Origin of the sequence: Permianibacter aggregans, assembly GCF_009756665.1 — a bacterium.
Taxonomy (GTDB): domain Bacteria; phylum Pseudomonadota; class Gammaproteobacteria; order Enterobacterales; family Permianibacteraceae; genus Permianibacter; species Permianibacter aggregans.
This window is the reverse complement of record NZ_CP037953.1, coordinates 1,224,405-1,250,062: the sequence shown is the minus strand read 5'-3', so window position 1 is coordinate 1,250,062 and position 25,658 is coordinate 1,224,405. Positions and strand designations below refer to the sequence as shown.

Sequence of the window (25,658 nt, the reverse complement as noted above, 5' to 3'; positions counted from 1 at the left end):
GCATATCGCTTGCAGTGCCCAGTTCATCGCAACAGAATGAGCACGTCATGCAAGGACAGTGTGACGCCCGGACGCTGAGTATTACGCCACGTCTCGGTGCATCAGCAGGCAACATCTCTGATGGTACTCACTCCCGAGCACCATCGAGCTGAATGCCAGGAGCATGCCTATGAGTAATCCTTCCTATCTCGTTTACCTGAAAGATCGACAAGGGCGTTCATTTTGCGATCCGGCCTATGATGGTCAGCAGCCGTTACTGGTGCCGGAGCAGGATAAACAGCAAGCCATTGATGCCTTGGAGAGTGCTGGCTTTTCGGTGCAACCACTTGGTGACGCGATGTTGCGTGTGTCAGCGCCTGTCACGTTGTTTCAGCGTCATTTCGGCGACGTTACCCAGCTCGATCAATCTCACCCGTTACTGACTTCCGTACCGGCCAATTGGCAACAATGGATGGCTGGACTCGGCAAGTCATTGAAACCTGAATTTTTCCCGTAGTCTGCCGTGGGATGTCGGCCCGTCGGTGTCAGCCGATGGAGTGTTTTTCGTTTGCAAAGGAGAAGCGAACATGACCACCATTCAATCAGCCAGTGAAACCTTGACCGCCGTGGTTTCGCCTCGTTCACTCGGCCCGTTATCGCTATTTGAAGCGTCTGAGCAGGACATTATTTCCGACCCTTGCAGTTTTTCTTCCTCACCGGAAGATATTCGACATGCCGTCAAGGAGCTGCAGCGATTGGGCTTTAGCGTGCACAGCACTTCAGAAGCAACGATTTCGATTTCCGGCGATAAGCAACTATTCCAGGATGTGTTCTCGCGAAAATTCAAAAAAGAAAAAACGGAAACTGCGCCGGGCGAAGAAACCGAATTTTTCAGTGCAGCGGGTGATAAACCGGTGATGTCTCCGCCAGGAGATTTGGCCAATCTGATCGAAGGCGTGGCGATGGCGAGGCCTCCAACCTATTTTGCTGCCAGCCCGATTCCGCCGTTGGCGCCGATTGCCAACAATGCCTATCGCTATTTGTTTGCACCGGATGATATTGCCGTGATGTTGCGCGCCACGCGCACTCATCGCACCGGTGCCAGTGGTCGTGGCTTGACTGTGGCGATGCCGGACACCGGATTCTACAAACATCCTTTTTACAATCATCACGGTTATCGCACACGCACCGCATTGCTGGCAGCAGGTGCCAGCAATGCCAATGAAGATGGCAATGGTCATGGTACCGGCGAAGCGGCGAATGTCTTTGCCACGGCACCAGATGTGATTTTGCAACCAGTGAAAATGGGCGATCCGATCGATGCGATCAAACTTTCACGCAATAGCGGGGCGAAAGTGATTAGCAATAGCTGGGGTTACAGCGTCGATGTCGGCAACATCAGTTGGGCAACGCTCGATCCGTACTTAAAAGCCCTGGCGCAGGAAATTCAGCTGGCGATCAACGCTGGCATCACCGTTTGTTTTGCTGCGGGTAATGGTCACTACGCGTTCCCGGCCAGCATGCCGAGTGTTATCGCGGTTGGCGGTGTGCACATCAATTATCCGGATCTGACGTTTGAAGCATCAAATTACGCCAGCAGTTTCGCCAGCAAAATCTATCCGGGCCGGAAGGTGCCGGATGTATGCGGTTTGACCGGCAAGAAAGTGATTCACAACGGTGGTGGTTATGCGCCGTCGATCATGTTGCCGGTGCCGCCAAACAGCACGCTCGACAGCATTTGGCCAGCGACCGGCGCAGCTGGTGATGGTTGGGGTATTTTTTCCGGCACGTCGGCGGCGTGTCCGCAAATCGCTGGCATTTGTGCGCTGATGTTGGAAAAAGACGGCACATTGACGCCAGCACAAATCAAAGCCAATTTGAAGCAATCCGCACGCGATGTGCAGGCCGGCAGTACGGCACAGGGTGATGTCGCCGGTGTAGGACCGGATAATGCCACCGGTGCCGGACTCGCCGATGCGAAATGGGCGTATTTGATTTCGATGAGTGGTATCGCTTCGCGGTTCTTCAACGCCACGCAGGCTGACAAGGTCAAGATGCTCAGTGCGGGTGAGCTGCCGCAACTGCCGCCTGAGTTCATGGAGGATTTGATGGAGACCTTGCGTTCGGTTTGATTGGGAAGCCACACAGCCGGCTATAGCCGGCTGTGTGGTGGTTTGAACAATATATTGAGTGAGCAAATTCGCCACTACGAGCGTTGTTCGGAAATATGTCCGAATGAATTTGATGGTATGGACTCCTCCCATCCACGGCATCGAAGTGCCAGACTGAAGTTGAAGTAACGTTTCAGTCACAGAAGGAAGGAGTCCGTTATGAATATTAAGCGCATCGGCATCGACCTGGCAAAGCAGGTTTTCCAACTTCATGCGGTCAATGACCACGACAAACCAGTGATGAACAAACGCCTCAGCCGTCAACAGATGCTGCCGTTCTTCGCCAAGCTGGCCCCGACGCTGATTGGTATGGAAGCCTGTGCGGGTGCGCATTACTGGGCACGCCGGCTGACGAGCCTGGGCCATGTGGTCAAGCTGATGCCGCCGCAGTTCGTCAAACCCTATGTCAAATCCAATAAGAACGATGCCAATGACGCCGAAGCGATTTGTGAAGCGCTGTCACGACCGACGATGCGCTTTGTCACGGTCAAGCCACCGGAGCAACTGGCACTGCAAGCCTTACATCGGGTGCGTCAACGAGTAACCCGCGCCCACCGCGCTCATCAACGAAACCAAAGGGTTATTGGCTGAGCACGGCATTGTCATCTCGACGCATGGCGCCACGGCATTGTGTCGTCAGTTGCCGGCGATTATCGACGAACCGCGCAATGAGCTGTGTCCGTTGATGCGGCAACTGTTGCGTCAGCTTTATGACGAGCTGACGTTCATGAGTGCACAACTCGATGCCCTGACCAAGCAGGTGCTGGCTTGCGTGAAAAACGATGAACGCATTCAGCGACTGCTGGCCATCGAAGGCATTGGCCCCATCAATGCTTCGCATTAGTTGCGCAAGTGGGTGATGCCAAACAATTTCGCAGCGGGCGACAATTTGCCGCGTATTTGGGCTTGGTGCCAACGCAACATTCGAGCGGAGGCAAAGAGCGTCTGGGACGTATCAGCAAGCGCGGAAATCCATTACTGCGAACCTTGCTGATTCACGGCGCCCGAGCGGCGGTAAATGCCAGCCGAAAAAAACACGATGCACGCAGCCTGAACATCCAGGCATTGGAGGCAAGACGCGATACCAATGTCACCACCGTCGCCGTGGCCAACAAAAACGCGCGCATCATCTGGGCGTTGTTGAGCAAAGGCCAGTGTTATCGGAAGAGCAATTAAGCGATAGGAGTTAACCCACCAGAGATTGCCAAGTCATCGAGAATGGCACAACGGTAAGACCGGCACACCATGATGCCGCTAGGTGCGACGGCCTCCTGAACAGGAAAGGCCGCGAATTCGATAGGCACGGTGTGAGCGAAAACCATTATGGCCAGAGCGATTGATACGCTCACCAACAGGTCGGATATACGTTTGCAGTCTCATTCCTTTGTCGCTTTCGACGATGGCTTGCAATAGGGGAGGAGTCCATATACGCACCTACACGGGTTACTCAGAAATACGTGCGAATAAACTCGCACGTATGGCAGGTTCGAATTTATTCGAACAAAAAATGAAACACGCTTCAGCGAACGGTAATGCGTTCGACCAACTCGCGCACATCATCGCGAGTCAGTTGCTCTCCTTCGCTACAACGTTGCCAGCTTTCGATGGCCGCCGACAACAACGTGGCGGCGATGATATGGGAAGGAACGCCGCTGGTTTCCAGCAGCGACACAGTGGTGCGGATCGCTTGCGCGCAATCCTGGTAGTCTACAGTGGACATAAGAACCTCCGGCAAGTACGGCGTGCACGGTGTGCGCTTGCGTCCTCCTGACTACGCGACAAACAGTACAGCAATAAAAGGGCAATTACTTAATATGTAGCAGAGTCCGCATTGACCTGCAAAAGTGTTGGTTGATATCAGCCAATTCATCACAGAAACGCTATTAACCGGTACTTACGGCCATTACTTCAGCACCAGATAACACACCACGCTGACAATCACCGCCATGATCAAATTCAACACGACGCCTTCACGCGCCATCGCTTTTATCGAAATCCGTTCGCTACTGAAAATAATGGAGTTCGGCGCTGTGGCTACCGGCAAACAAAACGCGCAACTGCAACTGATCACGGCGGGAATCATTAACCAGTAAAGCGGTTGATTGGCAGCGACTGCAGCGCTGGCCAGAATGGGCATCAGCAGTGTCGCGGTTGCGGTATTGGAGGTGATTTCGGTCAGGAAGGAAACGACCAGCGCCACCAACAACATTTGCAGCAATAATGGTAACGAGGTCAGTGCCAACAGTGCCTCGCCAATCCAGGCACTCAAGCCGCTGCTGACAAATCCTTTCGCCAGACAGATGCCGCCAGCGAACAACAGCAATACGCCCCAAGGAATGGCGCTGGCTGTTTGCCAATTCAATAATCGTTCGCCCTTGTCATCGGGTACCAAAAACATCAGCACGACACCGAATAGTGCGACCGTCGCGTCACCAACCATCGGTAAATTCAACAGCGCGCTCCAGCCGCCGAACGGCTCCGTACGGGTAATCCATAGCATCGCGATGAAGCCAAAAACGATCAGCACGCGTTTTTCCGCCGCTCTCCAGGGACCAACGACTGGTAACTCCAGCGGTGTTTGCAAACGGACATGGCGGGTCAGCCACCAGGCCATGGCCGGCACGCCGAGCAGTACAATGGGCACACCAACACTCATCCAGCGCAGAAAACCGAATTCCTCACCGGAGAAGGTTTCGTAAACGGAAGCAAAGATGACGTTTGGCGGTGTTCCAATCAGTGTCGCGACTCCGCCAAGTGAAGCCGCGTAGGCGAGCCCAAGCAGTAAGGCGCGCTGAAAATACTTGTCCGGACAGCGCTGCACCAAGGCCATTGCCACCGGCAACAGTGCCAACACCGAGGCGGTATTGGAAATCCACATCGACATCGCCGCGACGCTGATCATGAAAGCCAACACCATCGCGCGGCCATTCTGGGCGCCGATGCGGTGAATCAGCGTCAGCGCGAAGCGCTCATGCACGCCGCTCTGCTCGATACCGCGCGCGAGCATGAAGGCGCCCATCAGCAGTACGATGACGTGATCGCCGAGTGCGGCGCTGGCCTGCTTGTAATCGATGATGCCGCCGGCCGGCAGCAGCACAAAGGGTAGCAGTGAGGTGACAGGTATCGGCAGCGCTTCGCTAATCCACCACCAGGCCGTCAGCAGCGTCACGGCTGCGGTCCAGGCAATCGGATGGCCCACGTTGGCCTGTTGCAACAGCACATAGCCAATCAGCGCCGCCACTGGCGCCAGTACGCGATGAGAAAACACTGGCATGTTCGTCCGTGTTATGGTTTTTGCGCAGAGTGCCGAGCGATAACGGTCAGGTCAAGTCGCGATGCTGCCAGCCGCTTGTTAAGATTGCGCGCGTCACACCGAACCGGCGTGACGCTTTGTGGAGCAACGAGGAATTCAACGGATGCAGCAAGCGCCTCTGGATATCTTGCGTCAGGTATTCGGCTATCAACAATTTCGTGGTGAACAGGCGGCGATCATCGACTCGGTTTGCGCCGGTCACGATACGCTGGTGCTGATGCCGACCGGCGGCGGTAAATCGCTGTGCTACCAAATACCGGCACTGGTACGCGATGGTATTGCCATCATCATTTCGCCGCTGATTGCCTTGATGCAGGATCAGGTCGCGGCGTTGCGCGAATACGGGGTTGCCGCCGCGATGCTCAATTCCGGCTTGAGCAGCGAAGCGCAACGCGACATCGAGCAGCAACTGCGCGCAGGCCAATTGAAATTGCTATACGTCGCTCCAGAACGTTTGTTGTTGCCACGCACGCTGGAGCTGCTGCAGTCCTTGCAGCAACGCCATGGCTTGGCCTTGTTTGCCATTGATGAAGCGCACTGCGTTTCTGCCTGGGGCCATGATTTCCGGCCGGAATATCTGCAGCTGTCGGTGCTGGCCGAACAATTTCCACAGGTGCCGCGTATCGCGTTGACCGCTACGGCGGATGCGCGCACTCGACACGATATTGAGCAGCGCCTAGCGCTGATCAACGCCAACATTTTTATCGCCGGTTTCGATCGACCGAACATCCGTTATCAGATTCAACTGAAACAACAGGCGCGGCAACAATTGCTTGGTTTTCTGCGTCGTGAGCAACAGGGCCAATCGGGCATTGTCTATTGCCTGTCGCGCAATAAAGTCGAAGAAACCGCCAGTTGGTTACGAGAACAAGGCTTTCATGCGCTCGCTTATCACGCTGGCTTGAGCGCCGAGCTGCGAGCCCAGAATCAGCACGCGTTTTTGCATGACGATAACGTGATCATGGTCGCCACCGTGGCGTTCGGTATGGGTATCGACAAACCCGATGTGCGTTTCGTCGCCCATCTCGATATGCCGCGCAGCATCGAAGCGTATTATCAGGAAACCGGACGCGCTGGCCGTGATGGTTTGCCAGCGGTAGCCTGGATGGTGTATGGCCTGCAAGATGCCATCACGCTGCAAAAAATGCTCGGCCAATCCGAAGCCGACGAACAGCAAAAACGGATCGAGAAAAACCGTTTGGAAACGATGCTTGGGCTGTGCGAAACAACGCAGTGCCGACGCCAGGTGTTGCTGAATTATTTTGACGGCGAGCAGCACCCACGATGTGGCAATTGCGATAACTGCCTGGAGCCGCCGCAAACCTTTGATGGCACGACACTGGCGCAAAAAGCGCTGTCCTGTATTTACCGTACCGGTCAACGTTTCGGTGTCGGTTATCTGATTGATGTGCTGCGCGGCGCTGACAATGATCGCATCAAGCAATGGCAGCACGAGCAGCTGTCGGTGTTTGGCATTGGCGGCGATACGCCGGTGGCGCAATGGCAATCGGTATTCCGGCAATTGATCAGTCGCGGTTTGGTGCTGGTCGATCACGAACGTTATGGCGCGCTGCGCTTGCATGAAACCGCCCGGCCGGTATTGCGCGGCGAACAGACGCTGATGTTGCGTACTGAACAAACCACTGCGGAGAAGCGGGCGGCAAAGGCCAAAGCCCGCAGCAAGCATTTTATCGACAGCGCCGATCAACCATTGTGGGAAGCATTGCGCGCCAAGCGCCGCGAGCTGGCTGACGAACACGATGTGCCGCCGTACGTGATTTTCCACGATGCAACGCTGCTGGCGATGCTCGAGCGCAAGCCGCAATCGATGCGGGAAATGGCTGAAATCAGCGGTATTGGCCAGCATAAACTGGAAAGCTATGGCGAAGCGTTTCTCGAGGTGATCTGGGAATTCGATCAGGCTTGACAATTTAGCAAACTTTTACGTGTTGCCGGTTATCAATCTGGGCCATACTCTTCTGTCGCCGCCCTCCCGGGCCATGTCACCACATTGACCGTAAAAACTGAAATCAAGGAGTGTTTCCATGAATAAAGCCGTCGTGACCCTGGCGCTTTCCTGCGCGCTAGCCCACGCTGCCATTGCCGAAGAGCTGAGCGCATCCAGTCGTTACCTGATTCAACAAATCGAGCAGGGCGGGCCAGTCAGTATCCGCCAGGCCGCGCAAACCATTGAACGCAGTGGTGAGCGCGATACCCGTGTGCTCGACGCACTGGCCGAAGCGATGCTGCAGAACTATCAAATCGTCAACAACACCAATACCGACGCGATGGCCTGGGCCTGCAAAGGGTTGGCCTCGTCCGGCAACAAACGCTACTACACGGCGGTCAAGCAAGTGGCGGATTTCGACAACCGCAAACTGCGCAAGCACTGCGAACGGGCAGCGGAAAACCTCGGCGGCCCGGAAGGTGAGCAATATGCCCAGGGCATGGTGTCGCTGAACACGACAACCGCTGCCCAAGCAGCGACCAGCAAGCCCGCAGCCAACGCGCAAAGCAAGCCTGCGACGGGTGGCGAAGCGAAATTTTCCCCGATTACCGAAGTAAAGGCTGGCATGAGCATGGAACAGGCTTATGCGGTAGCCGGCCATCCGACTTCCACGACGACCTACGAAACCGGCAAGCGCTGGGTGCCGTTCAACTTCAAAGGCGGTGATATCGCCCGTACCGCTGCGCTGTACAAAGGCCAGGGCCGCATCGTGTTTTCCAATAACAGTGCCTACTCGTCAGGCATGAGCGTATTGGAAGTGATTGTTGACCCGAACGAGAAAGGGTATCCGTAATCGTTTCTGAGCAATAAGAAAATGGCAGCGCTTGGCTGCCATTTTTTATTCGTGGTGGTTTACTGCGCGCGCCAGACCTTGCGGGCAAACCAGGCGACCAGCAAACCGAACGCCAACAAACCAGCGAGCTCCACCAGCAACGGTCCGCCGAGCCAGCCGGTACCAATTCCGGCCGGCTTTTTGCCTTCGATAAACGCTGCCGCGGCGATACCGACGCCAAGCAAACCTTCGCCGCCGACAAAACCGGAGCCGAGCAGCACACCGGTTTCGCGTCGCGATTCGGTTTTCTCGCGCGCCGCTTTCGCGCGCTCGACCCAGAGGCGAATCAAGCCGCCAACGAAAATCGGCGTCATTGTCGATACCGGCAGATAAACGCCGACAGCGAACGGCAGTGAAGGGATTTTCACCAGCTCACAAAGAATCGCGATGCCAACACCAATGGCGACAAATCCCCACGGCAGGTTTTGATCGAGCACGCCATCAATGACCAGCTTCATCAGCGTCGCCTGCGGTGCCGGCAATTCCGAAGTGCCAAAACCAAATGTTTCGGCCAGCAGTAGCACAGCCAAGCAGACGAAGGTCGCTGAAGTCAGCACGCCGATCAATTCGGCCGTTTGCTGATTGCGCGGTGTCGCACCAAGCAGATAGCCGGTTTTCAAATCCTGCGAGGTGTCTCCGGCAATCGAGGCGGCAATCGCTACCACACAGCCGACAATCAACGCCGCCGCCTTGCCGCTGGTATCGGTCCAGCCGAACAGTAAAAACACGCCAGCGGTGCCGAGCAGCGCCGCAATGGTCATGCCGCTGGTTGGGTTGCTGGTGACGCCGACCAAACCGACGATGCGTGAAGCGACAGTGACGAAAAAGAACGCAAACAGAATGACGCAGAACGCGGCGATCGAACGGGTGAAGACATCGCCGACCTGTTCAAAAGCAAATGGCGTAATCGCCAGAATCAGGGCAATGACCAGCGCACCGATGCCGACCGTTTTCAATGGCAGATCGCGCTCGGTGCGTTCGATCTCCACCGGCTCGTTGCTGGTGGCGCGCTCTTCAATTTCCTTGGCGCCAATCTTGAAGCTTTGAATCATCACCGGAATGCTGCGGGCCAGCGTAATGATGCCAGCAGTGGCAACGGCACCAGCACCGATATAACGCACATAACGGCTCCAGATTTCACTGGCGCTCATGGCGCTGATGGTCTTGATCGTCTCCGGGAACAGCGGTGCGGTTTGCGCTTCGCCCCAGGTGGCGATAATCGGAATAATCACCAGCCAGGACAGCAGGCCGCCACCGACCATGATCGCGGCCACTTTCGGGCCGAGAATGAAGCCAACACCGAACAGTGCCGGCGATAAATCCATGCCGACTTCGCCTTTTTTCAGAAACGGAATTTTCGCGACGATTTCGGTTGGAATGACTTTCGCCCACGAGGTCAGCGCCTTGAACAAGGCGCCAACACCGATGCCGAAGAAAATGAATTTGGCGCGACCGCCGCCGACTTCGCTGGCGACCAATACTTCGGCGCAGGCGGTACCCTCCGGATATGGCAGCGTGCCGTGTTCACGCTGAATCAAAAAGCGGCGCAGCGGAATCATGAACAACACGCCGAGCAGACCGCCGCACATTGCCAGCATGGTCATTTGCACCAGCGACGGTGGAGCGCCCCACATGAACAGCGCCGGCAACGTGAAAATCACACCGCTGGCGACCGAGCTCGACGCCGAGCCAGTGGTTTGCGCGATATTGGTTTCCAGAATGCTGTTCTTGATATTGAAGCGCGACAGAATCCGGAACACCGCCACGGCCATGACCGCGACCGGGATTGATGTGGAAATGGTCAGGCCGGCGCGTAAGCCCAGATAGGCGTTGGCGGCACCGAAAACAATACCGAACAGAATGCCGAGCAACACCGCTTTAATCGTGAATTCCGGCAACTGCTCATTGCTGGCGACATACGGTTGATATTTCTCGGTTTCGGTATCAGGTAAATAAGCGCGCTTGTCGAGACCTCGGGGTTGATTCATGACCCTCTTCTCCGTTGTTGAACCACAAAAACGGCCCTAGCCTAGCAGAAGGGGGCGAAGGGCCAAAGCAAAAGCGGCCCGAATGGGCCGCTTGCCAGTGCTCGCGCGGTTAACGACAGGGAGCGGGCAAATAGCTGGCACTGATGCTGGTTTTGTTTTCACCAGCGGCCAGCATGCCTTCCGGGATTTGGCCATTGCCGCAGACCCAGGAGATCGGACTGGCCGGGCTGCCTTTGACGTACAGCGGGCGAATGCTGAGGATTTGCCCTTTCATGTTTTCCGGCACGAAGTTGCCGAGCGTGACCTGTAACGCGCCTTGTTCAACGGCAATGGCGCTGACGTAATTACCGATCAGCAGATTCGGTGCTGGTGCGCCGGCTTCATCATTGTCTTTCGGAAAACGGTGGTGGCTTTCGTAATACAGTTTGATTTCATCTTTCAATTCATTACCGAGATTGATCGCCTCGGCAATTTTCGCGCGCACCGTGTAGCTCTGGTAAGCCGGCAGTGCCACGGCGGCCAGAATGCCGATAATTGAGACAACGATCATCAGTTCGATAAGCGTGAAGCCTTTGCTCATTTTCATACCAGTTTTCCTATATTGAAGATCAGTTCGTATGCGCCAATCATCAGTGCCGCGATTAACACCCAACAGCAGGCGATCAGCAATTTGCTGATCCGGTTAAATCGTTGACGCAACGGTCGGGCCAGCGCTTCGGCCGGCGATTGCAGAATTCGGTCAAGCGTGGCATCGGCATGCCCAAGCGTTTGCGCCAACGCATATTCCTGCAGGTGTTCAGCGCTGAACACGGCTTCTTTCGGCGCAGTGTTTTGGCTCGAAAACAACAGCCGGGCAAAATCGGACAGCCCCGGCAGCAACAGAAACAAACCGCGGTTTGTTGCGCCCGGTTCTCGCAACTGGCGTTTGAAACCGACACGCAATTGCCAGCCAAAAAACAGCAACGCGGCGACTGCCGCCAGTAACACGGCGGCGATCAGCCAGCCCAGCACGGGGTGATGCTGCAGATCGAACAGCCATTGGCTCAGGGTCGGCAGATGCGCACGCGCGCTTTCCGATTGATACATCTCCATCAGGCCGGGCACGACGTAGATGCTCCAAATCCAAAACGTCATGGAAAAAATGACAAGCAGTACCAATGGGTAAGCGAGCAATGGCTCGGTCTGTTCGCGAATGACGGCACAGACTTGCTGCCATTTGCTCACGCGCATCTCAAAACGTTTCAACGCCTCTGGCAGCGACAGGCCTTGCTTCATCTGCTGATGAACAAATTGCAGCGCCGGATCGGTGCTGCTGGGGCTACTGGCCGACAGTAACGGTTGCAGACTGCGATACTGCTGATCACTGAGTTGGGATTGCAGCCGGCTCAGGACTTTTTCAGCACTGTGGTCGTTGCCAATGCCGTCTGACCAGAGCAACAACAGTTGCGCCGTGGTCAGCTTCGGTAGATCAGTTTTAGTCATGGGTTCTCCGACAACTGGCGGGTAAAAAGTAAGCTTCTGCCGCACTCATCGCTGGCGTTTTCGAGGAAATGGAATCGGGAAACGGGTTGCTGCCGCATTGCCACACTATGGTGGCCGCAGCGGGTGAGCTGGTGCCGGCACGCATCAGGAATTCCTGCGCTCCAAATGGCGTAGCGTGCAGAAAATCTTCGGCCAGATTGGGGTAGGGCGAGTCGATTGGCTGGGAATCAATCCGGACCAAAACGGCGTCTTCGTGCAGGCGGATTTGTGGCTGGTGAAACGTTTGGCCTAGTGACTCGAGCGCTGCGGCATCCTGCCCGGGAAATCGATGGTGCCAGGCGTACTCGGTCATCATCGTCGTGCGGCCTTCCTGCCAGCCGCTGAATACGTTGATGATCTGCGCCCTTAACCGATATTCCGGCACTGCCAACAGGCCGATACCTGCCAGTGTCAGTATCAACATCAATGTAAATGGCAGTTCCCAGGCCCACCAACTTTTCAATGACATCAGAAAAGTTCCTTGTTCTTTGTTTGTCGCTTCTTGCGCCGGCGCATTCTAGCTGGAAGTCTGCACTGATCGTCAACTGAATGTCACATTCTGCGATTACCGTGTGGGCCGAGCCGTTCATTGGTGTTTGCCGATGCGGTTGGTTTAGACAGGGTTCAAGGGTTATGAGTCAGCGCAAATCCATTCGGTCGGTCTTCACCGACTCATTCATTACTTATCTGGTGTTGGTGTTGAGTGTCGTGTTGCTGCTCAGTGCTTGCGATTCGGGCTCGGCAGTGCGGGCGCCCAGCGGGGGCGGGGCGCCCGCACTGTCTTTGCCGGAGGTGGCGCCCGAGTTGCGTCTGTTTGGCAAAACCGATCGCGAAATCAATGAAGAAGCACCCGTACCGGCGCAGTGCTACACCCGCACCGAAGGTGTGCACAATCCTTGTTATGTCTGTCATCAGGTATACACCGCCGAAACCGACAAGCCGCGCATGAACAAACTCGATGATGGTGGCTTGCAAGGGGTTTATCTGTTCTCCGATGTCGGCATGGAGAATCATTGGAAAAATCTGTTCATCGACAAGCGTGAATGGGCCGCCCAGATTTCCGATGAGACGATTCTGGCCTACATCAATCAGGACAATTACCAGGCGCTGCCGGAGCGCCTGCGTCAGCAAAACTGGCAGGGTTTTGTGCCGGACCTCAATCATTTTGCCGAACCGGAAAAAGCGTTTGATGAGCAAGGCTTGGCGCGTGATGGCAGTGGCTGGGTGGCGTTCAATTACAAACCGTTTCCGAGCACCTTCTGGCCGACCAATGGCTCCACCGATGATGTACTGATCCGCTTGCCGGAAGCCTTCCGCCAGCACAATGGTAAGTTTGACTGGTTGATGTACCAGCTTAATCTGTCGTTGCTGGAAATGAATATCAAGCAACTCGATTCCATTCGCATTCCAGTGGTTGATGAACAACATTATGGCGTTGATCTGAATGGTGATGGCGCGCTTGCCGAGACAACGAATCTGGTGTCTCATCAGCATTATCTTGGTGATGCCAAGCAGATCGCGGTGGTCACTCAACAATTCCCTGAAGGCGCTGAGTTCATGCATTCGGTGCGCTATCTTGGCATTGATGCGAATGGCGAAACGGTGGTGCCGCCACGGATGAAAGAGCTGCGCTACATGAAGAAAGTGCGCAGTCTGAGCGCCGATGATTTGGACAATCGCTATCGTCGCGAGCGCAAAGAAAAATCCACCGGTGAGCTGCCGTATTTTGTCGACTATCGCGAGCTCGGCATGGAAAACGGCATGGGTTGGCTGCTGCAAGGATTCATTGAGGATTATGACGGCGAGCTGCGGCCACAGTCGCATGAGGAAACCTTTGCTTGCATGGGCTGCCATGCGGCGATTGGTACCACCATCGATCAAACGTTTTCGTTTGCCCGCAAGATCACTGGCCCGGAGGGTTTTGGCTATATCAATCTGCGTGGCATGAAAGATGCGCCATCGATCGCTGAGTCCGGTGGCGAAATACTCAACTATCTGAAACGCGCAGCCGGCGGCAATGAGTTCCGAGAGAATGATGAAATGCGCGCACGTTGGTATCGTGCCGACGGCAGCGTCGATGAAGAAAACGTCAAAGCGGCCGATGTGTTTACGCTGCTGACACCGTCGCGGGAACGGGCTTTGCTATTGAACAAGGCGTATACCTATCTGGTTCGTCATCAGAGCTACGTCAATGGCCGTGACATCACGGTTGCTGGCGCCAAGAATGTCTACGACGCCATTGTTGATGACATTCCGCCGTTGCAACCGGAGAGCCGTTTTTTTGGTTGGGATCTGCGCCTGGATTGGAGCGAATCACCCGCTGCCGTTGCAGAAAAATAGCGAGAAAAAATTGATAAAAAGGCGCTGCTTTAGTCAGCGTTTTTTTCACTGAAAAAAATCTTTCACGGTATTTGTCATGCGGTCGTCACGATTCTGCAACCAAATTCGGTTCTCCTATTGTCCTGCCTCGAATGTGGTAGCTTTTGAAAGGACGAGAACATGTTACAAGTAAAACCGAAATCCATTGCTGTAGCCGTGCTGACGGCGCTGTTGCTGGCTTCCTGTGCTGATGATGGACGAGATGGCGTTGATGGCGCAAACGGCTCTGACGGTGCGCCGGGTACCGATGGTCAGGATCTGACCCCTGTTGCCAAGTTGACCCGCCTGGCGACCGTGCCGCTGGGTGCGGAAATCACCGGTTTGTTCAAAACCGATAACGGCGAACTGTTCTTCAACGTGCAGCATCCTTCCGACTCGCTGCCGGCACCGGAAAATGATGCTGCTGTCGGGATTTGGAAAGGGCTGGATCTGGATGCACTGAATCCGCGTATCACCGACTTGTCGGTGCCTACGACCACAGCCGAAAAACAAATGGTTCGCGTTGTTGATGGCGAATATCAAGTGTTGGGCCGCGCCGGTGACACGTATGGCGGCGCGCTGGCATTCGGCCTTGGCGCCATTGTCAAAGCGGACGGCTCGCAAGATCTGAAAGCTTCGCAAGATCCAGACTTCAACGCGTTCATTTCCACATCGGTTGATGGCTCGCAAGGCATGTTGTTCACGGCCTGGGAAGATCGTCCGGGTGCGATGTCGCGCTTGACGCTGGCCCGTGCTGCCGATGGCAACTGGTCAGTCACCGATGCCAAGAATATCGATTTTGCGTCGGTGCAGGGCACGCTGATCAACTGCTTCGGTACCTTGTCGCCATGGGGCACACCGCTGACCTCGGAAGAAAACTACGAAGCCGAAAATACCGTGCGTTGGAATGATGCCACGTATTCCACCGGTTACCCGAACAATGCCGATATCGATCGCCTGACCGATTACCTTGGCGGCCAATTCCCGAACCCGTATCGTTACGGCTATATCGTCGAAATCACCAACCCGACCTCGGCTACGCCCGTGCCGGTCAAGCACTTCACGCTCGGCCGTATGGCGCATGAAAACGCTGTCGTGATGCCGGACTTGAAAACCGTTTATCTGACCGATGATGGCTCACGTAAAGGCTTTTTCAAATTCGTTGCCGATAACAAAGGCGATTTGTCGGCCGGTACGCTGTACGCCGCGAAAGTGAAACAGGACGCGACCAAAGACGCCGCGAAAGCCGGTTTCAATATCGAGTGGATCGAACTGGCGCATGCGACCAATGCGGAACTGGAAACCTGGATTGCCAGCTATGATGGTATCGACCGTGGCGATTATGTTGATGGTTCAACCAGCTACGTCACCGACGCGGAAATCACCACCTGGGCAGCCGGCGGCGGCGCCGATGATCGTTACGCCTTTATCGAAACCTTACGCGCGGCGAAAGCCAAAGGGGCGACCGTCGAGTTCAACAAGATGGAAGGCATCAATATCCACTTCAACGGTGTTGCCAACAACTCGATTCCGTTTATGTATGTGGCAATGTCGGCCATTGATGGCGCGATGGCCGATACCTCGGGTGATATTCAGCTGAATGGCAATAAGTGTGGTGCGGTTTACCGTCTCGGTGTGCACGCCGATTACAACGTGACCCGGATGGATCCGGTGGTCGTTGGTGGTCCTTATGACGGCACGCTGACCGTCAATAAATGCAGTGTCGATGGCATCTCCAACCCGGATAACCTGGTGGTGCTGAACGATGGTCGCGTAATCATCGGTGAAGATTCCGGCCTGCATGAAAACAACATGATTTGGGTCTACAACCCGAAAGGTGAGTAATCCGAAAAGTTGTTTTTGAAGTAAACATAGCGCCGGCGAAAGCCGGCGTTATGTTTTGCGCAAATCCGGAATGGCTTGCATCGCTTTCGAGCTGTAGATCTGCTGCTTGGCTGCTTGATTGAACGCGACATACTCCATGGCAATGGCCACTTTCTCGGCCGGAATACTGCGCCAGGCTTCTGGCAGCATCCAGGCAAACCATAAGGCAAGGCGTTCGCCCAAACGAAATTCTTTGCGCTTTCCCGACAACAATGACGGTCGGAAAATCGATAATTTCGGCAACGGCATTTGCAGTAACGCCTGCTCCATTTCGCCTTTGACCCGGTTGTAGAAAACACTGGAACTCGGATCGGCGCCCAATGCGCTGATCACCAGAAAATGCGCCTGATAATGGGCAGCGGCCATTGCCGCCTCGACCACCAGCGTGTAATCGACCCAACGAAACGCCTGTTTGCTGCCGGCTTTCTTTTTGGTGGTGCCAAGACAGCAGTAGACATGGTCAGTCTGCAAGGCCGGCAACCAGTCATTCTTGTCGAACTGGGTGTAAACCAGATGCAGCTTGTGATGCGAAGGCAGCGAGGTGCCGGAGCGCACGACGGCCGTGACGCGCCAGTAGCGCTCGTCATGCAGCAATCGGTCGATCAACGCTCGGCCGACCAGACCGGTGGCACCCAAGACAGTCGCCGTTTTTTTGGTTTCCATGGCGCACTCCTGCGCGGATTGCGGGCGAACCTGACCATAAAGCCGAAGCGCGATATTGGCAATAGCCGGCAACACCAACCAACGGCCAGGTCAACCGAAAACGGGTTCAGGCGTTGATGACGGTGTACGACCATTTTTGGTCCTGTCAGGAGGAAACCCAAATGAACCGTCTCACTTCACGCTGGCTCGCACTCGCCGCCAGTCTCGCCATGCTGAGCGCCTGTGGCGGCGGCAGCAGCAGCGAAACCGCAGCAACGCCGCCACCGAACTCGGCCGCGCCGCCATGCGAAACCACCGACAACGAACCAAACCCCAATGATGATCAATGCGGCGTTGTGGCAGTAAGTTTCACCGATGCCGATGGTGATTTTTTGAGTTACAGCGTTGATGTCATGGCGCTGCGGCTGGAACGCGCCGATGGCAGCAAGGTTGAGTTGTTGCCGACCCAGACCCGGGTTGATTTTGCTCAGTACGTTGAGTTGAGTGAACTGGTCACCTCGGCCGTGGTGCCGAATGGCCGTTATGTCAGAGGCGAAATCACTTTAAATTACGCCGGCGCTGACGTGCAGGTGGAAAAGGATGGCGTCGCGCAAGTCGCAACGGTTGTCGATGAAAGCGGCGCGCCGCTGAGCCAATTTACGCTGGCGATCAATCTTGATTCCCGAGGCATCGTTATCGCACCGGGGGTGCCGGCCTTTGTGCAAATCGATTTTGATTTGGCCGCATCACACGAGGTGGATCTCGACGCCACGCCAATCACCGCGATCGCCCGGCCGGTGCTGCTTGGTTCGCCGGAATTGATCGATGATCGCGATTTCCGCGTGCGCGGCCCAATGCTGGAAGTCAACAGCAATGAATCCTACTATCGGATTGCGCTGCGGCCGTTTCAGGATCGCAGTGCTCGGCGTGGCAGTGCCCGGGTCTATGTCGATCAGGACACCCATTTCCTGGTCAATGGCGAATCCCTGCAGGGTAGCGCAGGCTTGCAGGCGATGAGCGCGCTGCCGGCCGGCACGGCAACGGTCGCATTCGGCACTTATGTACGCGCCGATCATAAATTCACCGCTGCTGAAGTGCGGGTCGGTGACAGCGTGCCCGGTGGTGACAAGGATGGCTTGCATGGCGTGGTTGTCGCGCGCAGCGGCAATGTGCTGACCGTCAAAGGCGCCAGTCTGGATCGGGATGGCAGCGCGACATTCCGCGATACCATCACCGTGACACTCGATGAAGAAACCAAAGTCTACAAACCACGTCTTGGTCGTGATGATCAAGGCCTGGCAGCGATATCGGTTGGTCAACGGATTCGCGCACTTGGCGAAGTCAGTGTCGATAGCAGCAGCGAAACGCAATTCAGCGCTGATATCGTGTTGCTGCAGTTGTCGTCAGCTGCCGGTAGTGTCAATCAGCAATTGCTTGGTGAACTGACCATCGACTTGCAGGCAATGAGTGGTGTTCGCGCCAGTGCATTCGATTTTGCCGGCACAGGAATTGACAGCGCCAATGATGCCGACCCGGAGAACTATCAAATCGCGACGCCAAACAGCTTTGTGCTTGAGCATGATGTCGGCGCACCGGTACGCGCCCGCGGTTATGTCAGCGCCTTTGGCAGTGCACCGGCCGATTTCAATGCCGTGTCGATTAGCAACTACGAAGACAGCAAAGCCAAGCTAGTTGTTGGCTTCGGTGAAGCCGGCAGCACGACACCATTTGTCAGTGCTACTGAAACAGGTCTGGTTATGGATTTGCAGGACGATCAACTCGGCAACGTTCATCATCTGCTGCAAGCCGGTATCCGCGTTGATCTGCTGAGTCTGGCTGCATCGCCGATGCTGGTGCCGCCAAGTGATGGCCGCGATATCTACGCAATTCGTTCAGACGCGAATGTGCAGATGTTTGACAATTACACAAGCTTCCTGGCCAGCCTGAATAGCCGGCTCGGCAACGGCGAAACCGTCAACGGTTTCTACGCCCAGGGCGGTTATCGCAGCGATGCCAATCAGTTCGTCATGCGTATCGTCGTGGTTCAAATGTGACCGGTAGCAAAAGCAAAACGCTACAGCGTGAAAAAGAAAAAGGGGCGAATAAATCGCCCCTTTTTCTACCAGATAGAAACTTACCAGATTTTGACCCGCTGTTCCGGCGGCAGGTACAGCTTGTCACCTTCCTTGATCCCGAACGCGGCGTAAAACTCCGGCATGTTCGCGACGATGCCGTTGCAGCGGTATTCGCTCGGCGAATGCGAGTCGGTGACCAGACGTTGCAGCAGTTCTTCATCACGGTATTTGCGAGCCCAGACTTGCGCCCAGCCCATGAAGAAACGCTGGTCGCCAGTCAAGCCGTCCATTTCCGGCGCCGGTTGGCCGTTCAGCGACAACTGATAGGCTTTATAGGCAATGGTCAGGCCACCGAGATCGCCGATGTTCTCTCCGAGGGTCAGCTTACCATTGACGTTTTTGCCCGGCAGCGGTTCGAACTTGTTGTATTGCTCGACCAATACCGCTGTGCGCTTCTCGAACTCGGCGCGATCAGTATCGGTCCACCAGTTACGCAGGTTGCCGTCGCCGTCGTACTGCGAACCGGAATCATCGAAGCCGTGGCCGATTTCGTGGCCAATGACAGCACCGATACCACCGTAGTTGACGGCATCGTCCGCTGCCAGGTTGAAGAACGGCGGTTGCAGAATGGCAGCCGGGAACACAATTTCATTGGCGACCGGGTTGTAGTAAGCATTGACCGTTTGCGGGGTCATGAACCATTCGCTGCGATCGATCGGCTTGCCGAGTTTGTTCAGGTTGCGGTTGTACTCAAATTCGGTGGCGCGCAGGGCGTTACCGAACAGATCGTCGCCTTTGATTTCCAGCGCGCTGTAATCACGCCACTTGTCCGGATAACCGATCTTGTAGGTGAACTTCGACAGCTTTTCGCGTGCGGCTTTCTTGGTGTCGTCGGTCATCCACTCGAGACCGTCGATACCCTGACCGAACGCGAGCAGCAGGTTCTGCACCAGCTTTTCCATACGGGCTTTGGCTTCCGGCGGGAAATGCTTCTCGACATAGATCTTGCCGACCGCTTCGCCGATCACGTCATCGGTGAACTGCACGGCGCGCTTCCAGCGTTCCTGCTGCTGTTCCACACCACGCAGGGTTTTGCTGTAGAAGTTGAAATGCGCTTCGTCGAAGGCTTTGCTCAGCAGCGGTGCGGCGCCGGAAACGATTTGGTATTTCGCGTATAGCTTCCAATCATCGAGCGACACGGTTTTCAGTGCTTCACCCATCGCCGTGACATAGCTCGGCTGATAAACGATCACTTCTTTTTCGTTGCCAAGACCAAGGGCGTTGACCCAATTGCCCCAGTTGACGTCGCCACTCATTTCATTGAGCTTGGCGATTTCCACTTTGTTGTAGGTTTTCACCGGGTCGCGGTTGTCGACACGAGCCCAGTGGCCGTTCGCCAGTTTTTCCTCGACGGCATAGACTTTTTTTGCCGCTTCTGCCGGCTTGTCGAAGCCCGCCAGCGTCATCATCGTTTCGATGTGTTTCAGGTACGCATCGCGAATGTTTTTGCTTTTCTCGTCATCTTTGAAATAGAAATCGCGATCCGGCAGACCGATACCGCTCTGGTAAAAGTACGCGGCATAGCGGGTGGCGTCTTTCTTGTCCTGGTTGATGAACATGACCAGTGGTGTGCGTACACCGGCGCGGCTGGCGTTACCAAACCAGGCGACCAGCTCGTTCTTGTCTTTCAGCGCGTCGACTTCAGCCAGATGCGGTTTGATTGGCTCCATGCCGCGCTGCTCCAGCAACTCGGTATTCATGAAGCTGTTGTAGAAATCACCGACTTTCTGGCGCTCGCTGCCGGCTTCGGCATTAGCTTTGGCGCTTTCTTCGATAATGGCGCGCAGTTGCACTTCGGCATCATCGGCAAGCTTGGTGAACGAGCCGTAATTGGATTTGTCAGCCGGGATCACGGTGTGCTCCAGCCAGTGGCCGTTAACGTGACGGTACAGGTCATCCTGGGCACGCACCGCCTTGTCGATATTGCTGAACTCGATACCGGACAGCAGGGTTTTCTGCACCTGTTCGGTGGCCGCTGGTGTCGTGTCCTGCTGTGTCGCGTTCTCGGAATTGCAGGCGGCCAGTACTGCGGCAGCCAATGCTGTCAAAAGCATTTTCTTCATGGATGAGTTTCCCCCGTTTTATTCCAGGCAAATTGGTCTGAATGTCGCCAAGTATGATGTCGTAATACCTGCCGGCGACCAGACAAATAGACGGCCAAACCCGGATAGGGCAGGGCCAACGGCGCATCCTAGCAGGTTCCGCAGACGGTTCGGCCGCGGAAATTGTGTCGGGGTGTGTCGCGTTTGAGGTTGAGCGCAAGTACCATCGCTGGCGAAACTGCCGCATAATGCGCAGCGCTGTTGCCGGGTGAAATGCCGCGGCACCGTTCACCAAATACCAGGAATTGCTTGCTCGTGATTTGGCTTATCCCACTCGTTATCGTGCTGATGCTCGGCTATTTTTCCAGCCGCTATCATTGGTGGGCGAAAACGGTGCCGTATTCGGTGCCGCGAGTGCTGATGTATCACATGGTTCGCGAGCATTTGCCCGGTGGCAAGTTCAATGGCCTGCGGGTGCCACCACATCAATTCGAGCAACAACTGCAGTGGCTGCGCAAAGATGGCTGGACATTCTTTACCTTGGCGGAAATGCAGCGGCGCCGCAGCGATTTACCGGAAAAATCCGTGGCGCTGACCTTTGATGATGGCTACGAAGACAATCTGACCAACGTGCTGCCACTACTGGAAAAATACGACGCGAAAGCAACGATTTACATCGTCTGTGACCGCCATGACAGGGATTGGTCGGTTTACAAGAAAAAGCATCACAGCAGTGGCGAGTTGATGCGTGAACCGAAACTCAGCGACACGCAAATCGAGCGACTGGTGGCATCCGGCCGGGTCGAAATTGCTTCCCATACGCTGACCCATTTGAATTTGCGTGATGCCGATGAGGCAACCGCCAAAGAGGAAATACAGGCCTCCAAGCAGCAGTTGGAAAAGCGCTTTGTCATCACCGTAAACAGTTTTGCCTATCCGTTCGGCATTTTTACCGAACGTGATGTGGCGTTGGTGCAAGCAGCGGGTTACGACAACGCCGTGACCACCGAACAGGGCTGCAGCGATTTTTCTGATCCGTTTCGTCTGGCGCGGGTAAAGGTTTCCGGCAAGGAAGGCATGTTCGCGTTTCGTTTGCGGATGCGCCTGGGTCGGCGTAACTAAATCGATAAAACAAAAAGGGTGCAGCGTGAAAACACTGGAATACGCGATTAAGGGTTTAAGGGCGCCGTTTTACCGGCGCAAGCATAAAAACGATCCGTTTTTTACCTGCCCGATCTGCCGGTATCATGGGCCGTTCATGGCCAAGAATCAGCGCCTGCACGCCAAATGCCCGCGCTGTGGCGAGCTGGAACGAGCCCGTTTGCAGTTTCTGGTCATGCGTGATTATTTCGCTCAGCACGATGTTTCGAGCAAGAGTCTGTTGCACGTCGCGCCGGAAAATGCTTTCCGCAAATGGTTTCGCAAGGAGTTTGGTCAATATACGTCCTGCGATCTGTTCCGCAAGGATGTCGATCACCGATTTGATCTGCAGAACATCCCGCTTGCCGATGCTTCATTCGATGTGGTGTTCGCCTCGCATGTGCTGATGTACCCGGAAGACGATGTCAAAGCCATTGCCGAAATTCGCCGCATTCTGAAACCAGGTGGTCTGGCGATTCTGCCGGTACCGTTCGTGCACGAAAAAACCGTCGAGTTCGGCGCGCCGGACCCGAGTACCCAGATGCGCCGGGAAGCAGGCCTCGATTACTATCAGCGCTTTGAACAGTATTTTTCCCGGGTGGAGATTTTTGATGCCCGCAACTATCCGGCTGAGCATCAATTGCTGACCAATAACGGCGCCAAAGCCGCGTCGATGCCATACTTTGTCAAGGATGGCTGGTCGTCTGACGTTGTGCCGTTCTGCTATGTGTGAATTTGAGAATCGAGTTGCTGATGTCGGATAAGCATTCACAAAAAATGATTGAACTGGGTGAGCGCAAGCCGTTTGCTGAAGGCGGCAGCCGGTTGTGCTTTGAGCATCCTGAAAATCCACATCGCTGCATCAAGATTGTCAAACAGGGACGTATCGAAGAATTGCGCCAGCGTGCGCCGGTGTTCAAACGCCTGCGTCCGGATCGTGCCTTTGATGACAACGAACGGGAAATCGATGCCTATCAGCAACGAGCGATCAAGCTCGGTGATGAACGACTATGGCTGCATTTGCCGCGTCAGTATGGGTATAGCAAAACGTCAATGGGGCCTGGCCTCGTTACCGATTTGATTCGTAATTCGGATGGCATCGCCGATAATCTGGAGAACTACATCAAACGTCACGGCATGACCGATGCGCTGTCGAAAGCGCTCGATGAATTCTGCGATTGGCTGCGTGATACCCAGGTGCTGACCAAGAACCTGCTGCCGCATAATGTACTGGTCAAAGCGCATGACGATGGTCGTCTGCAGCTCTATGTTATTGATGGCATTGGCTGCACGACGGCCATCGATCCCAATTGGCTGGGTCAGCGTTTCGTCCACCGCTATATCGAAAGTCGCATTGCCAAAATGCGCGCCCGAGTCGCCTGGGAAGCGGGCGGTAGAAAAGGCGAATGGAAAAAAATCGAAAAACAGCATCGAAAATGGATGTAAGAAAAACGGCGCCGAAGCGCCGTTTTTTGTTGCCTTGTTATTTCAGGTGATGTTCCAGAAAGGCGAAGAAATCCGCCTTGTCTTCAATCTGTTTACTGATCGGTTTGCCGGCGCCGTGACCGGCTTTGCTTTCAATACGGATCAGCATCGGCTCACTGCTGGCATTGGCCGCTTGCAAGCGGGCAGCGAATTTGAAGCTATGATAGGGCACTACCCGATCATCGTGATCGGCGGTCATGACCATCGTCGCCGGATATTGGGCGCCGTCCTTGACGTTATGCAGTGGCGAATAGGCATACAGATACGGGAAATCCTCGGCGTTATCCGATGAACCGTAATCTGAAGTCCAGGCCCAGCCGATGGTGAATTTCTGGAAGCGCAGCATGTCGAGCACACCGACGGCCGGTACCGCCGCGCCGAACAGATCCGGACGCTGGGTCATCGCGGCACCAACCAGCAAACCGCCGTTGCTGCCACCGTGAATTCCGAGATGTGACGAGCTGGTGTACTGCTCTTTAATCAGCCATTCAGCGGCGGCAACAAAGTCATCAAAGACATTTTGCTTCTGACCTTTGGTGCCGGCCTTGTGCCAAGGCTCGCCGTACTCACCACCACCGCGCAGGTTGGCCACGGCATAAACACCACCACGCTCCAGCCAGGCAATTGTCGCCGCATTGAACGATGGGCTCAGCGCGATATTGAAGCCACCATAACCGTAGAGAATGGTTGGGTTCTTGCCGGTCTTTTGCAGGCCTTTCTTATAGCTGATGATCATCGGCACGCGGGTGCCATCTTTGCTGGTGTAGAAGATCTGCTCGGAGACGAATTCGTTGGCGTTGAAATCGACTTTCGGTTCGCGGTAAACGGTGCTGGTCTTGCTGTTCAAATCGAGACGATAAACCGTCGTTGGCTGTACATAAGAGGTCAGCGTATAGAACAGTTCATGACTCTCACGCTTGCCATTGAAGCTGCCGGCCGTGCCAAGCGATGGCAGCGACATCGTGTGTTCCAGCGCGCCCTTGATGTTGCGGATTTCGACATGGGAAATCGCGTCTTTTAAATACGAGAGCACAAAGCGATTGCCGGCCAGCATCGCAAAGCGCAGCGTGTTGTCGGTTTGCGGCACCACTTCTTTCAAACGAGACGTTGCAGGCTTGTTGACGTCGATGGCAATGATACGGCCACGCGGTGCCTGCAAATCGGTTTTGAAATAGAACACCGAACCGTCATTGCCGATGAATTCGTAATCGGCTTCGAGCTGATCGATCAGTGGCTTTACCGTGCGGTCCTTGCCGGTCAGTGCTTTGTAGAACACCCGGTTGCGGGTGTCGGTGCCTTGCCATACTGGAATCACCAGATATTTGCCGTCATCGCTGACGGTGGCGCCAAAGCCCCATTCCTTTTGATCGGGACGATGGTAAACCAGGATATCGGCGCTCTGTGGCGTGCCGATCTTGTGGTAGTAAAGTTTCTGGAAATAATTCTGACCTGACAATTCCTCGCCGGCTTTCGGCGCGTCGTAACGGGCGTAGTAAAAGCCTTTTTCATCCGGGGTCCAGGCAGCGCTGGAGAATTTGACCCACTCGATATTGTCGTTCAGATCCTTGCCGGTACGAACATCGCGTACTGCCCAAGTCTGCCAATCAGAACCGCTTTTCGATACGCCATAGGCGATATAGCGGCCGTTCTTGCTGATTTCGACGCCGGACAGTGCGACGGTGCCATCAGCGGACAGCGTGTTTGGATCCAGCAGCACGCGCGCTTCGCCATTTTTTTCCTGCACATACAACACCGATTGATTCTGCAGGCCATTGTTGTAGTAATAGAAATAGCGGCCGCCGGCTTCCGTTGGTGTGCTGTAGCGCTCGTAATTCCACAACGTCGTCAGGCGTTTCTTGTAGTCGTCACGAGCGGGCATTCGCGCCAGATATTGCTCGGCGAATTCGCGCTGCGCGTTGACCCAGGTTTTGGTTTGTTCGCTGTCTTCTTCGAGCCAACGATACGGGTCGGCAACTTGGGTGCCGTGATAGACATCGACGTGATCAACGGTCGGGCTGGCAGGATAACTCATCGTCGGTTTTGGCGGCATCGGTGCCGGCTCGTTCGGGTTGCAGGCAGGTTTGACTTCGGCGTGCTGGCAGCCGGCCAGCAATACCGTCGCGACACCAGCCGCGATCAGCAGTTTGTGCATGGGGGAGT

At 55.3% G+C, this 25,658-nt stretch carries 22 protein-coding genes; 13 read left to right on the top strand and 9 right to left on the bottom strand.

Translation table 11 applies throughout. From position 1 onward, the window contains the following. Positions 1-169 precede the first annotated feature (169 nt). The 5 genes from E2H98_RS05745 to E2H98_RS19520 all read left to right on the top strand — a co-directional run bounded on the left by E2H98_RS05745 (position 170) and on the right by E2H98_RS19520 (position 3,326). Entirely contained in the window at positions 170-496 is a 327-nt protein-coding gene (locus E2H98_RS05745; RefSeq protein WP_133593818.1) for a hypothetical protein, read from the top strand. Positions 497-566: 70 nt separating this feature from the next. Then, complete coding sequence (locus E2H98_RS05740; protein WP_133593816.1) at positions 567-2,111, top strand: S8 family serine peptidase; 1,545 nt, start codon at positions 567-569, stop codon at positions 2,109-2,111. Between the two features lie 198 nt (positions 2,112-2,309). After that, positions 2,310-2,741 (top strand): IS110 family RNA-guided transposase, encoded by a 432-nt coding sequence (locus E2H98_RS19530; protein ID WP_408634844.1) that lies wholly within the window; start codon positions 2,310-2,312, stop codon positions 2,739-2,741. Continuing rightward, positions 2,734-2,994: a hypothetical protein gene (locus E2H98_RS19525; RefSeq protein ID WP_408634843.1), complete on the top strand. Its 261-nt coding sequence runs from the start codon at positions 2,734-2,736 to the stop codon at positions 2,992-2,994. The genes E2H98_RS19530 and E2H98_RS19525 overlap by 8 nt, the downstream gene beginning before the upstream one ends. 8 nt (positions 2,995-3,002) lie before the next feature. Next, positions 3,003-3,326 carry a transposase gene (locus tag E2H98_RS19520; protein WP_408634842.1) on the top strand — a complete coding sequence of 108 codons (324 nt, stop codon included), beginning with the start codon at positions 3,003-3,005 and terminating at the stop codon, positions 3,324-3,326. A gap of 343 nt (positions 3,327-3,669) precedes the next feature. On the opposite strand, the gene E2H98_RS05730 is transcribed toward E2H98_RS19520, so the two are convergent. Together E2H98_RS05730 and E2H98_RS05725 are read right to left on the bottom strand one after the other, a co-directional pair. Beyond that, positions 3,670-3,870, bottom strand: a complete 201-nt coding sequence (locus tag E2H98_RS05730) for a hypothetical protein (protein ID WP_133590745.1) — start codon at positions 3,868-3,870, stop codon at positions 3,670-3,672. Between the two features lie 183 nt (positions 3,871-4,053). Further along, positions 4,054-5,424: an SLC13 family permease gene (locus tag E2H98_RS05725; protein ID WP_133590746.1), complete on the bottom strand. Its 1,371-nt coding sequence runs from the start codon at positions 5,422-5,424 to the stop codon at positions 4,054-4,056. 142 nt (positions 5,425-5,566) lie between these two features. Between E2H98_RS05725 and recQ the strand changes: the two genes are divergently transcribed. Together recQ and E2H98_RS05715 are read left to right on the top strand one after the other, a co-directional pair. Further along, a complete protein-coding gene (gene recQ / locus E2H98_RS05720; RefSeq protein ID WP_133590747.1) occupies positions 5,567-7,390 on the top strand; it encodes a DNA helicase RecQ in 1,824 nt (607 codons plus the stop codon). Between the two features lie 118 nt (positions 7,391-7,508). Beyond that, a complete protein-coding gene (locus E2H98_RS05715; RefSeq protein WP_133590748.1) occupies positions 7,509-8,264 on the top strand; it encodes a hypothetical protein in 756 nt (251 codons plus the stop codon). A 59-nt stretch (positions 8,265-8,323) separates the two neighbouring features. On the opposite strand, the gene E2H98_RS05710 is transcribed toward E2H98_RS05715, so the two are convergent. From E2H98_RS05710 to E2H98_RS05695, 4 genes are all read right to left on the bottom strand, one after another. Beyond that, a complete protein-coding gene (locus tag E2H98_RS05710; protein WP_133590749.1) occupies positions 8,324-10,291 on the bottom strand; it encodes an OPT family oligopeptide transporter in 1,968 nt (655 codons plus the stop codon). A gap of 109 nt (positions 10,292-10,400) precedes the next feature. Beyond that, entirely contained in the window at positions 10,401-10,877 is a 477-nt protein-coding gene (locus E2H98_RS05705) for a pilin (RefSeq protein ID WP_133590750.1), read from the bottom strand. Then, positions 10,874-11,773 (bottom strand): type II secretion system F family protein, encoded by a 900-nt coding sequence (locus tag E2H98_RS05700; protein WP_133590751.1) that lies wholly within the window; start codon positions 11,771-11,773, stop codon positions 10,874-10,876. The genes E2H98_RS05705 and E2H98_RS05700 overlap by 4 nt, the downstream gene beginning before the upstream one ends. Continuing rightward, a complete protein-coding gene (locus E2H98_RS05695; RefSeq protein ID WP_133590752.1) occupies positions 11,766-12,281 on the bottom strand; it encodes a hypothetical protein in 516 nt (171 codons plus the stop codon). Before E2H98_RS05695 ends, E2H98_RS05700 begins: the two co-directional genes overlap by 8 nt. Positions 12,282-12,445: 164 nt before the next feature. Here E2H98_RS05695 and E2H98_RS05690 point away from each other — a divergent pair, with 164 nt between their 5' ends. Further along, positions 12,446-14,152 carry a hypothetical protein gene (locus E2H98_RS05690; RefSeq protein ID WP_133590753.1) on the top strand — a complete coding sequence of 569 codons (1,707 nt, stop codon included), beginning with the start codon at positions 12,446-12,448 and terminating at the stop codon, positions 14,150-14,152. Positions 14,153-14,311: 159 nt separating this feature from the next. Beyond that, positions 14,312-16,015: a PhoX family protein gene (locus E2H98_RS05685; RefSeq protein ID WP_133590754.1), complete on the top strand. Its 1,704-nt coding sequence runs from the start codon at positions 14,312-14,314 to the stop codon at positions 16,013-16,015. A gap of 48 nt (positions 16,016-16,063) precedes the next feature. Here the strand turns inward: E2H98_RS05685 and E2H98_RS05680 are convergent, their stop codons facing one another. Continuing rightward, entirely contained in the window at positions 16,064-16,717 is a 654-nt protein-coding gene (locus tag E2H98_RS05680; RefSeq protein WP_133590756.1) for an NAD(P)H-binding protein, read from the bottom strand. A 161-nt stretch (positions 16,718-16,878) separates the two neighbouring features. On the opposite strand from E2H98_RS05680, the gene E2H98_RS05675 reads away from it, so the two are divergent. Next, complete coding sequence (locus E2H98_RS05675; RefSeq protein ID WP_133590758.1) at positions 16,879-18,750, top strand: hypothetical protein; 1,872 nt, start codon at positions 16,879-16,881, stop codon at positions 18,748-18,750. Between the two features lie 80 nt (positions 18,751-18,830). Here E2H98_RS05675 and E2H98_RS05670 read toward each other — a convergent pair whose 3' ends face one another. After that, a complete protein-coding gene (locus E2H98_RS05670) occupies positions 18,831-20,894 on the bottom strand; it encodes a M13 family metallopeptidase (protein WP_133590760.1) in 2,064 nt (687 codons plus the stop codon). Between the two features lie 294 nt (positions 20,895-21,188). Between E2H98_RS05670 and E2H98_RS05665 the strand changes: the two genes are divergently transcribed. The 3 genes from E2H98_RS05665 to E2H98_RS05655 are packed head-to-tail and all read left to right on the top strand — an operon-like array spanning position 21,189 to position 23,459. Beyond that, entirely contained in the window at positions 21,189-21,995 is an 807-nt protein-coding gene (locus E2H98_RS05665; RefSeq protein ID WP_133590762.1) for a polysaccharide deacetylase family protein, read from the top strand. A gap of 25 nt (positions 21,996-22,020) precedes the next feature. Continuing rightward, positions 22,021-22,746, top strand: a complete 726-nt coding sequence (locus E2H98_RS05660; protein ID WP_198325246.1) for a class I SAM-dependent methyltransferase — start codon at positions 22,021-22,023, stop codon at positions 22,744-22,746. Between the two features lie 20 nt (positions 22,747-22,766). Next, a complete protein-coding gene (locus tag E2H98_RS05655; RefSeq protein WP_133590766.1) occupies positions 22,767-23,459 on the top strand; it encodes a YrbL family protein in 693 nt (230 codons plus the stop codon). A gap of 37 nt (positions 23,460-23,496) precedes the next feature. On the opposite strand, the gene E2H98_RS05650 is transcribed toward E2H98_RS05655, so the two are convergent. Beyond that, positions 23,497-25,650, bottom strand: coding sequence for a prolyl oligopeptidase family serine peptidase (locus tag E2H98_RS05650; RefSeq protein WP_198325245.1), 2,154 nt, complete (start codon positions 25,648-25,650; stop codon positions 23,497-23,499). Positions 25,651-25,658: the final 8 nt, after the last annotated feature.

What these genes read in the sequence shown, in the direction of transcription:
- E2H98_RS05745 (WP_133593818.1), top strand. Translation starts at nt 170, where the DNA reads ATGAGTAATCCTTCCTATCTCGTTTACCTGAAAGATCGACAAGGGCGT.
- E2H98_RS05740 (WP_133593816.1), top strand. Translation starts at nt 567, where the DNA reads ATGACCACCATTCAATCAGCCAGTGAAACCTTGACCGCCGTGGTTTCG.
- E2H98_RS19530 (WP_408634844.1), top strand. Translation starts at nt 2,310, where the DNA reads ATGAATATTAAGCGCATCGGCATCGACCTGGCAAAGCAGGTTTTCCAA.
- E2H98_RS05730 (WP_133590745.1), bottom strand. Translation starts at nt 3,870, where the DNA reads ATGTCCACTGTAGACTACCAGGATTGCGCGCAAGCGATCCGCACCACT.
- E2H98_RS05725 (WP_133590746.1), bottom strand. Translation starts at nt 5,424, where the DNA reads ATGCCAGTGTTTTCTCATCGCGTACTGGCGCCAGTGGCGGCGCTGATT.
- recQ (WP_133590747.1), top strand. Translation starts at nt 5,567, where the DNA reads ATGCAGCAAGCGCCTCTGGATATCTTGCGTCAGGTATTCGGCTATCAA.
- E2H98_RS05715 (WP_133590748.1), top strand. Translation starts at nt 7,509, where the DNA reads ATGAATAAAGCCGTCGTGACCCTGGCGCTTTCCTGCGCGCTAGCCCAC.
- E2H98_RS05710 (WP_133590749.1), bottom strand. Translation starts at nt 10,291, where the DNA reads ATGAATCAACCCCGAGGTCTCGACAAGCGCGCTTATTTACCTGATACC.
- E2H98_RS05705 (WP_133590750.1), bottom strand. Translation starts at nt 10,877, where the DNA reads ATGAAAATGAGCAAAGGCTTCACGCTTATCGAACTGATGATCGTTGTC.
- E2H98_RS05700 (WP_133590751.1), bottom strand. Translation starts at nt 11,773, where the DNA reads ATGACTAAAACTGATCTACCGAAGCTGACCACGGCGCAACTGTTGTTG.
- E2H98_RS05695 (WP_133590752.1), bottom strand. Translation starts at nt 12,281, where the DNA reads ATGTCATTGAAAAGTTGGTGGGCCTGGGAACTGCCATTTACATTGATG.
- E2H98_RS05690 (WP_133590753.1), top strand. Translation starts at nt 12,446, where the DNA reads ATGAGTCAGCGCAAATCCATTCGGTCGGTCTTCACCGACTCATTCATT.
- E2H98_RS05685 (WP_133590754.1), top strand. Translation starts at nt 14,312, where the DNA reads ATGTTACAAGTAAAACCGAAATCCATTGCTGTAGCCGTGCTGACGGCG.
- E2H98_RS05680 (WP_133590756.1), bottom strand. Translation starts at nt 16,717, where the DNA reads ATGGAAACCAAAAAAACGGCGACTGTCTTGGGTGCCACCGGTCTGGTC.
- E2H98_RS05675 (WP_133590758.1), top strand. Translation starts at nt 16,879, where the DNA reads ATGAACCGTCTCACTTCACGCTGGCTCGCACTCGCCGCCAGTCTCGCC.
- E2H98_RS05670 (WP_133590760.1), bottom strand. Translation starts at nt 20,894, where the DNA reads ATGAAGAAAATGCTTTTGACAGCATTGGCTGCCGCAGTACTGGCCGCC.
- E2H98_RS05655 (WP_133590766.1), top strand. Translation starts at nt 22,767, where the DNA reads ATGTCGGATAAGCATTCACAAAAAATGATTGAACTGGGTGAGCGCAAG.
- E2H98_RS05650 (WP_198325245.1), bottom strand. Translation starts at nt 25,650, where the DNA reads ATGCACAAACTGCTGATCGCGGCTGGTGTCGCGACGGTATTGCTGGCC.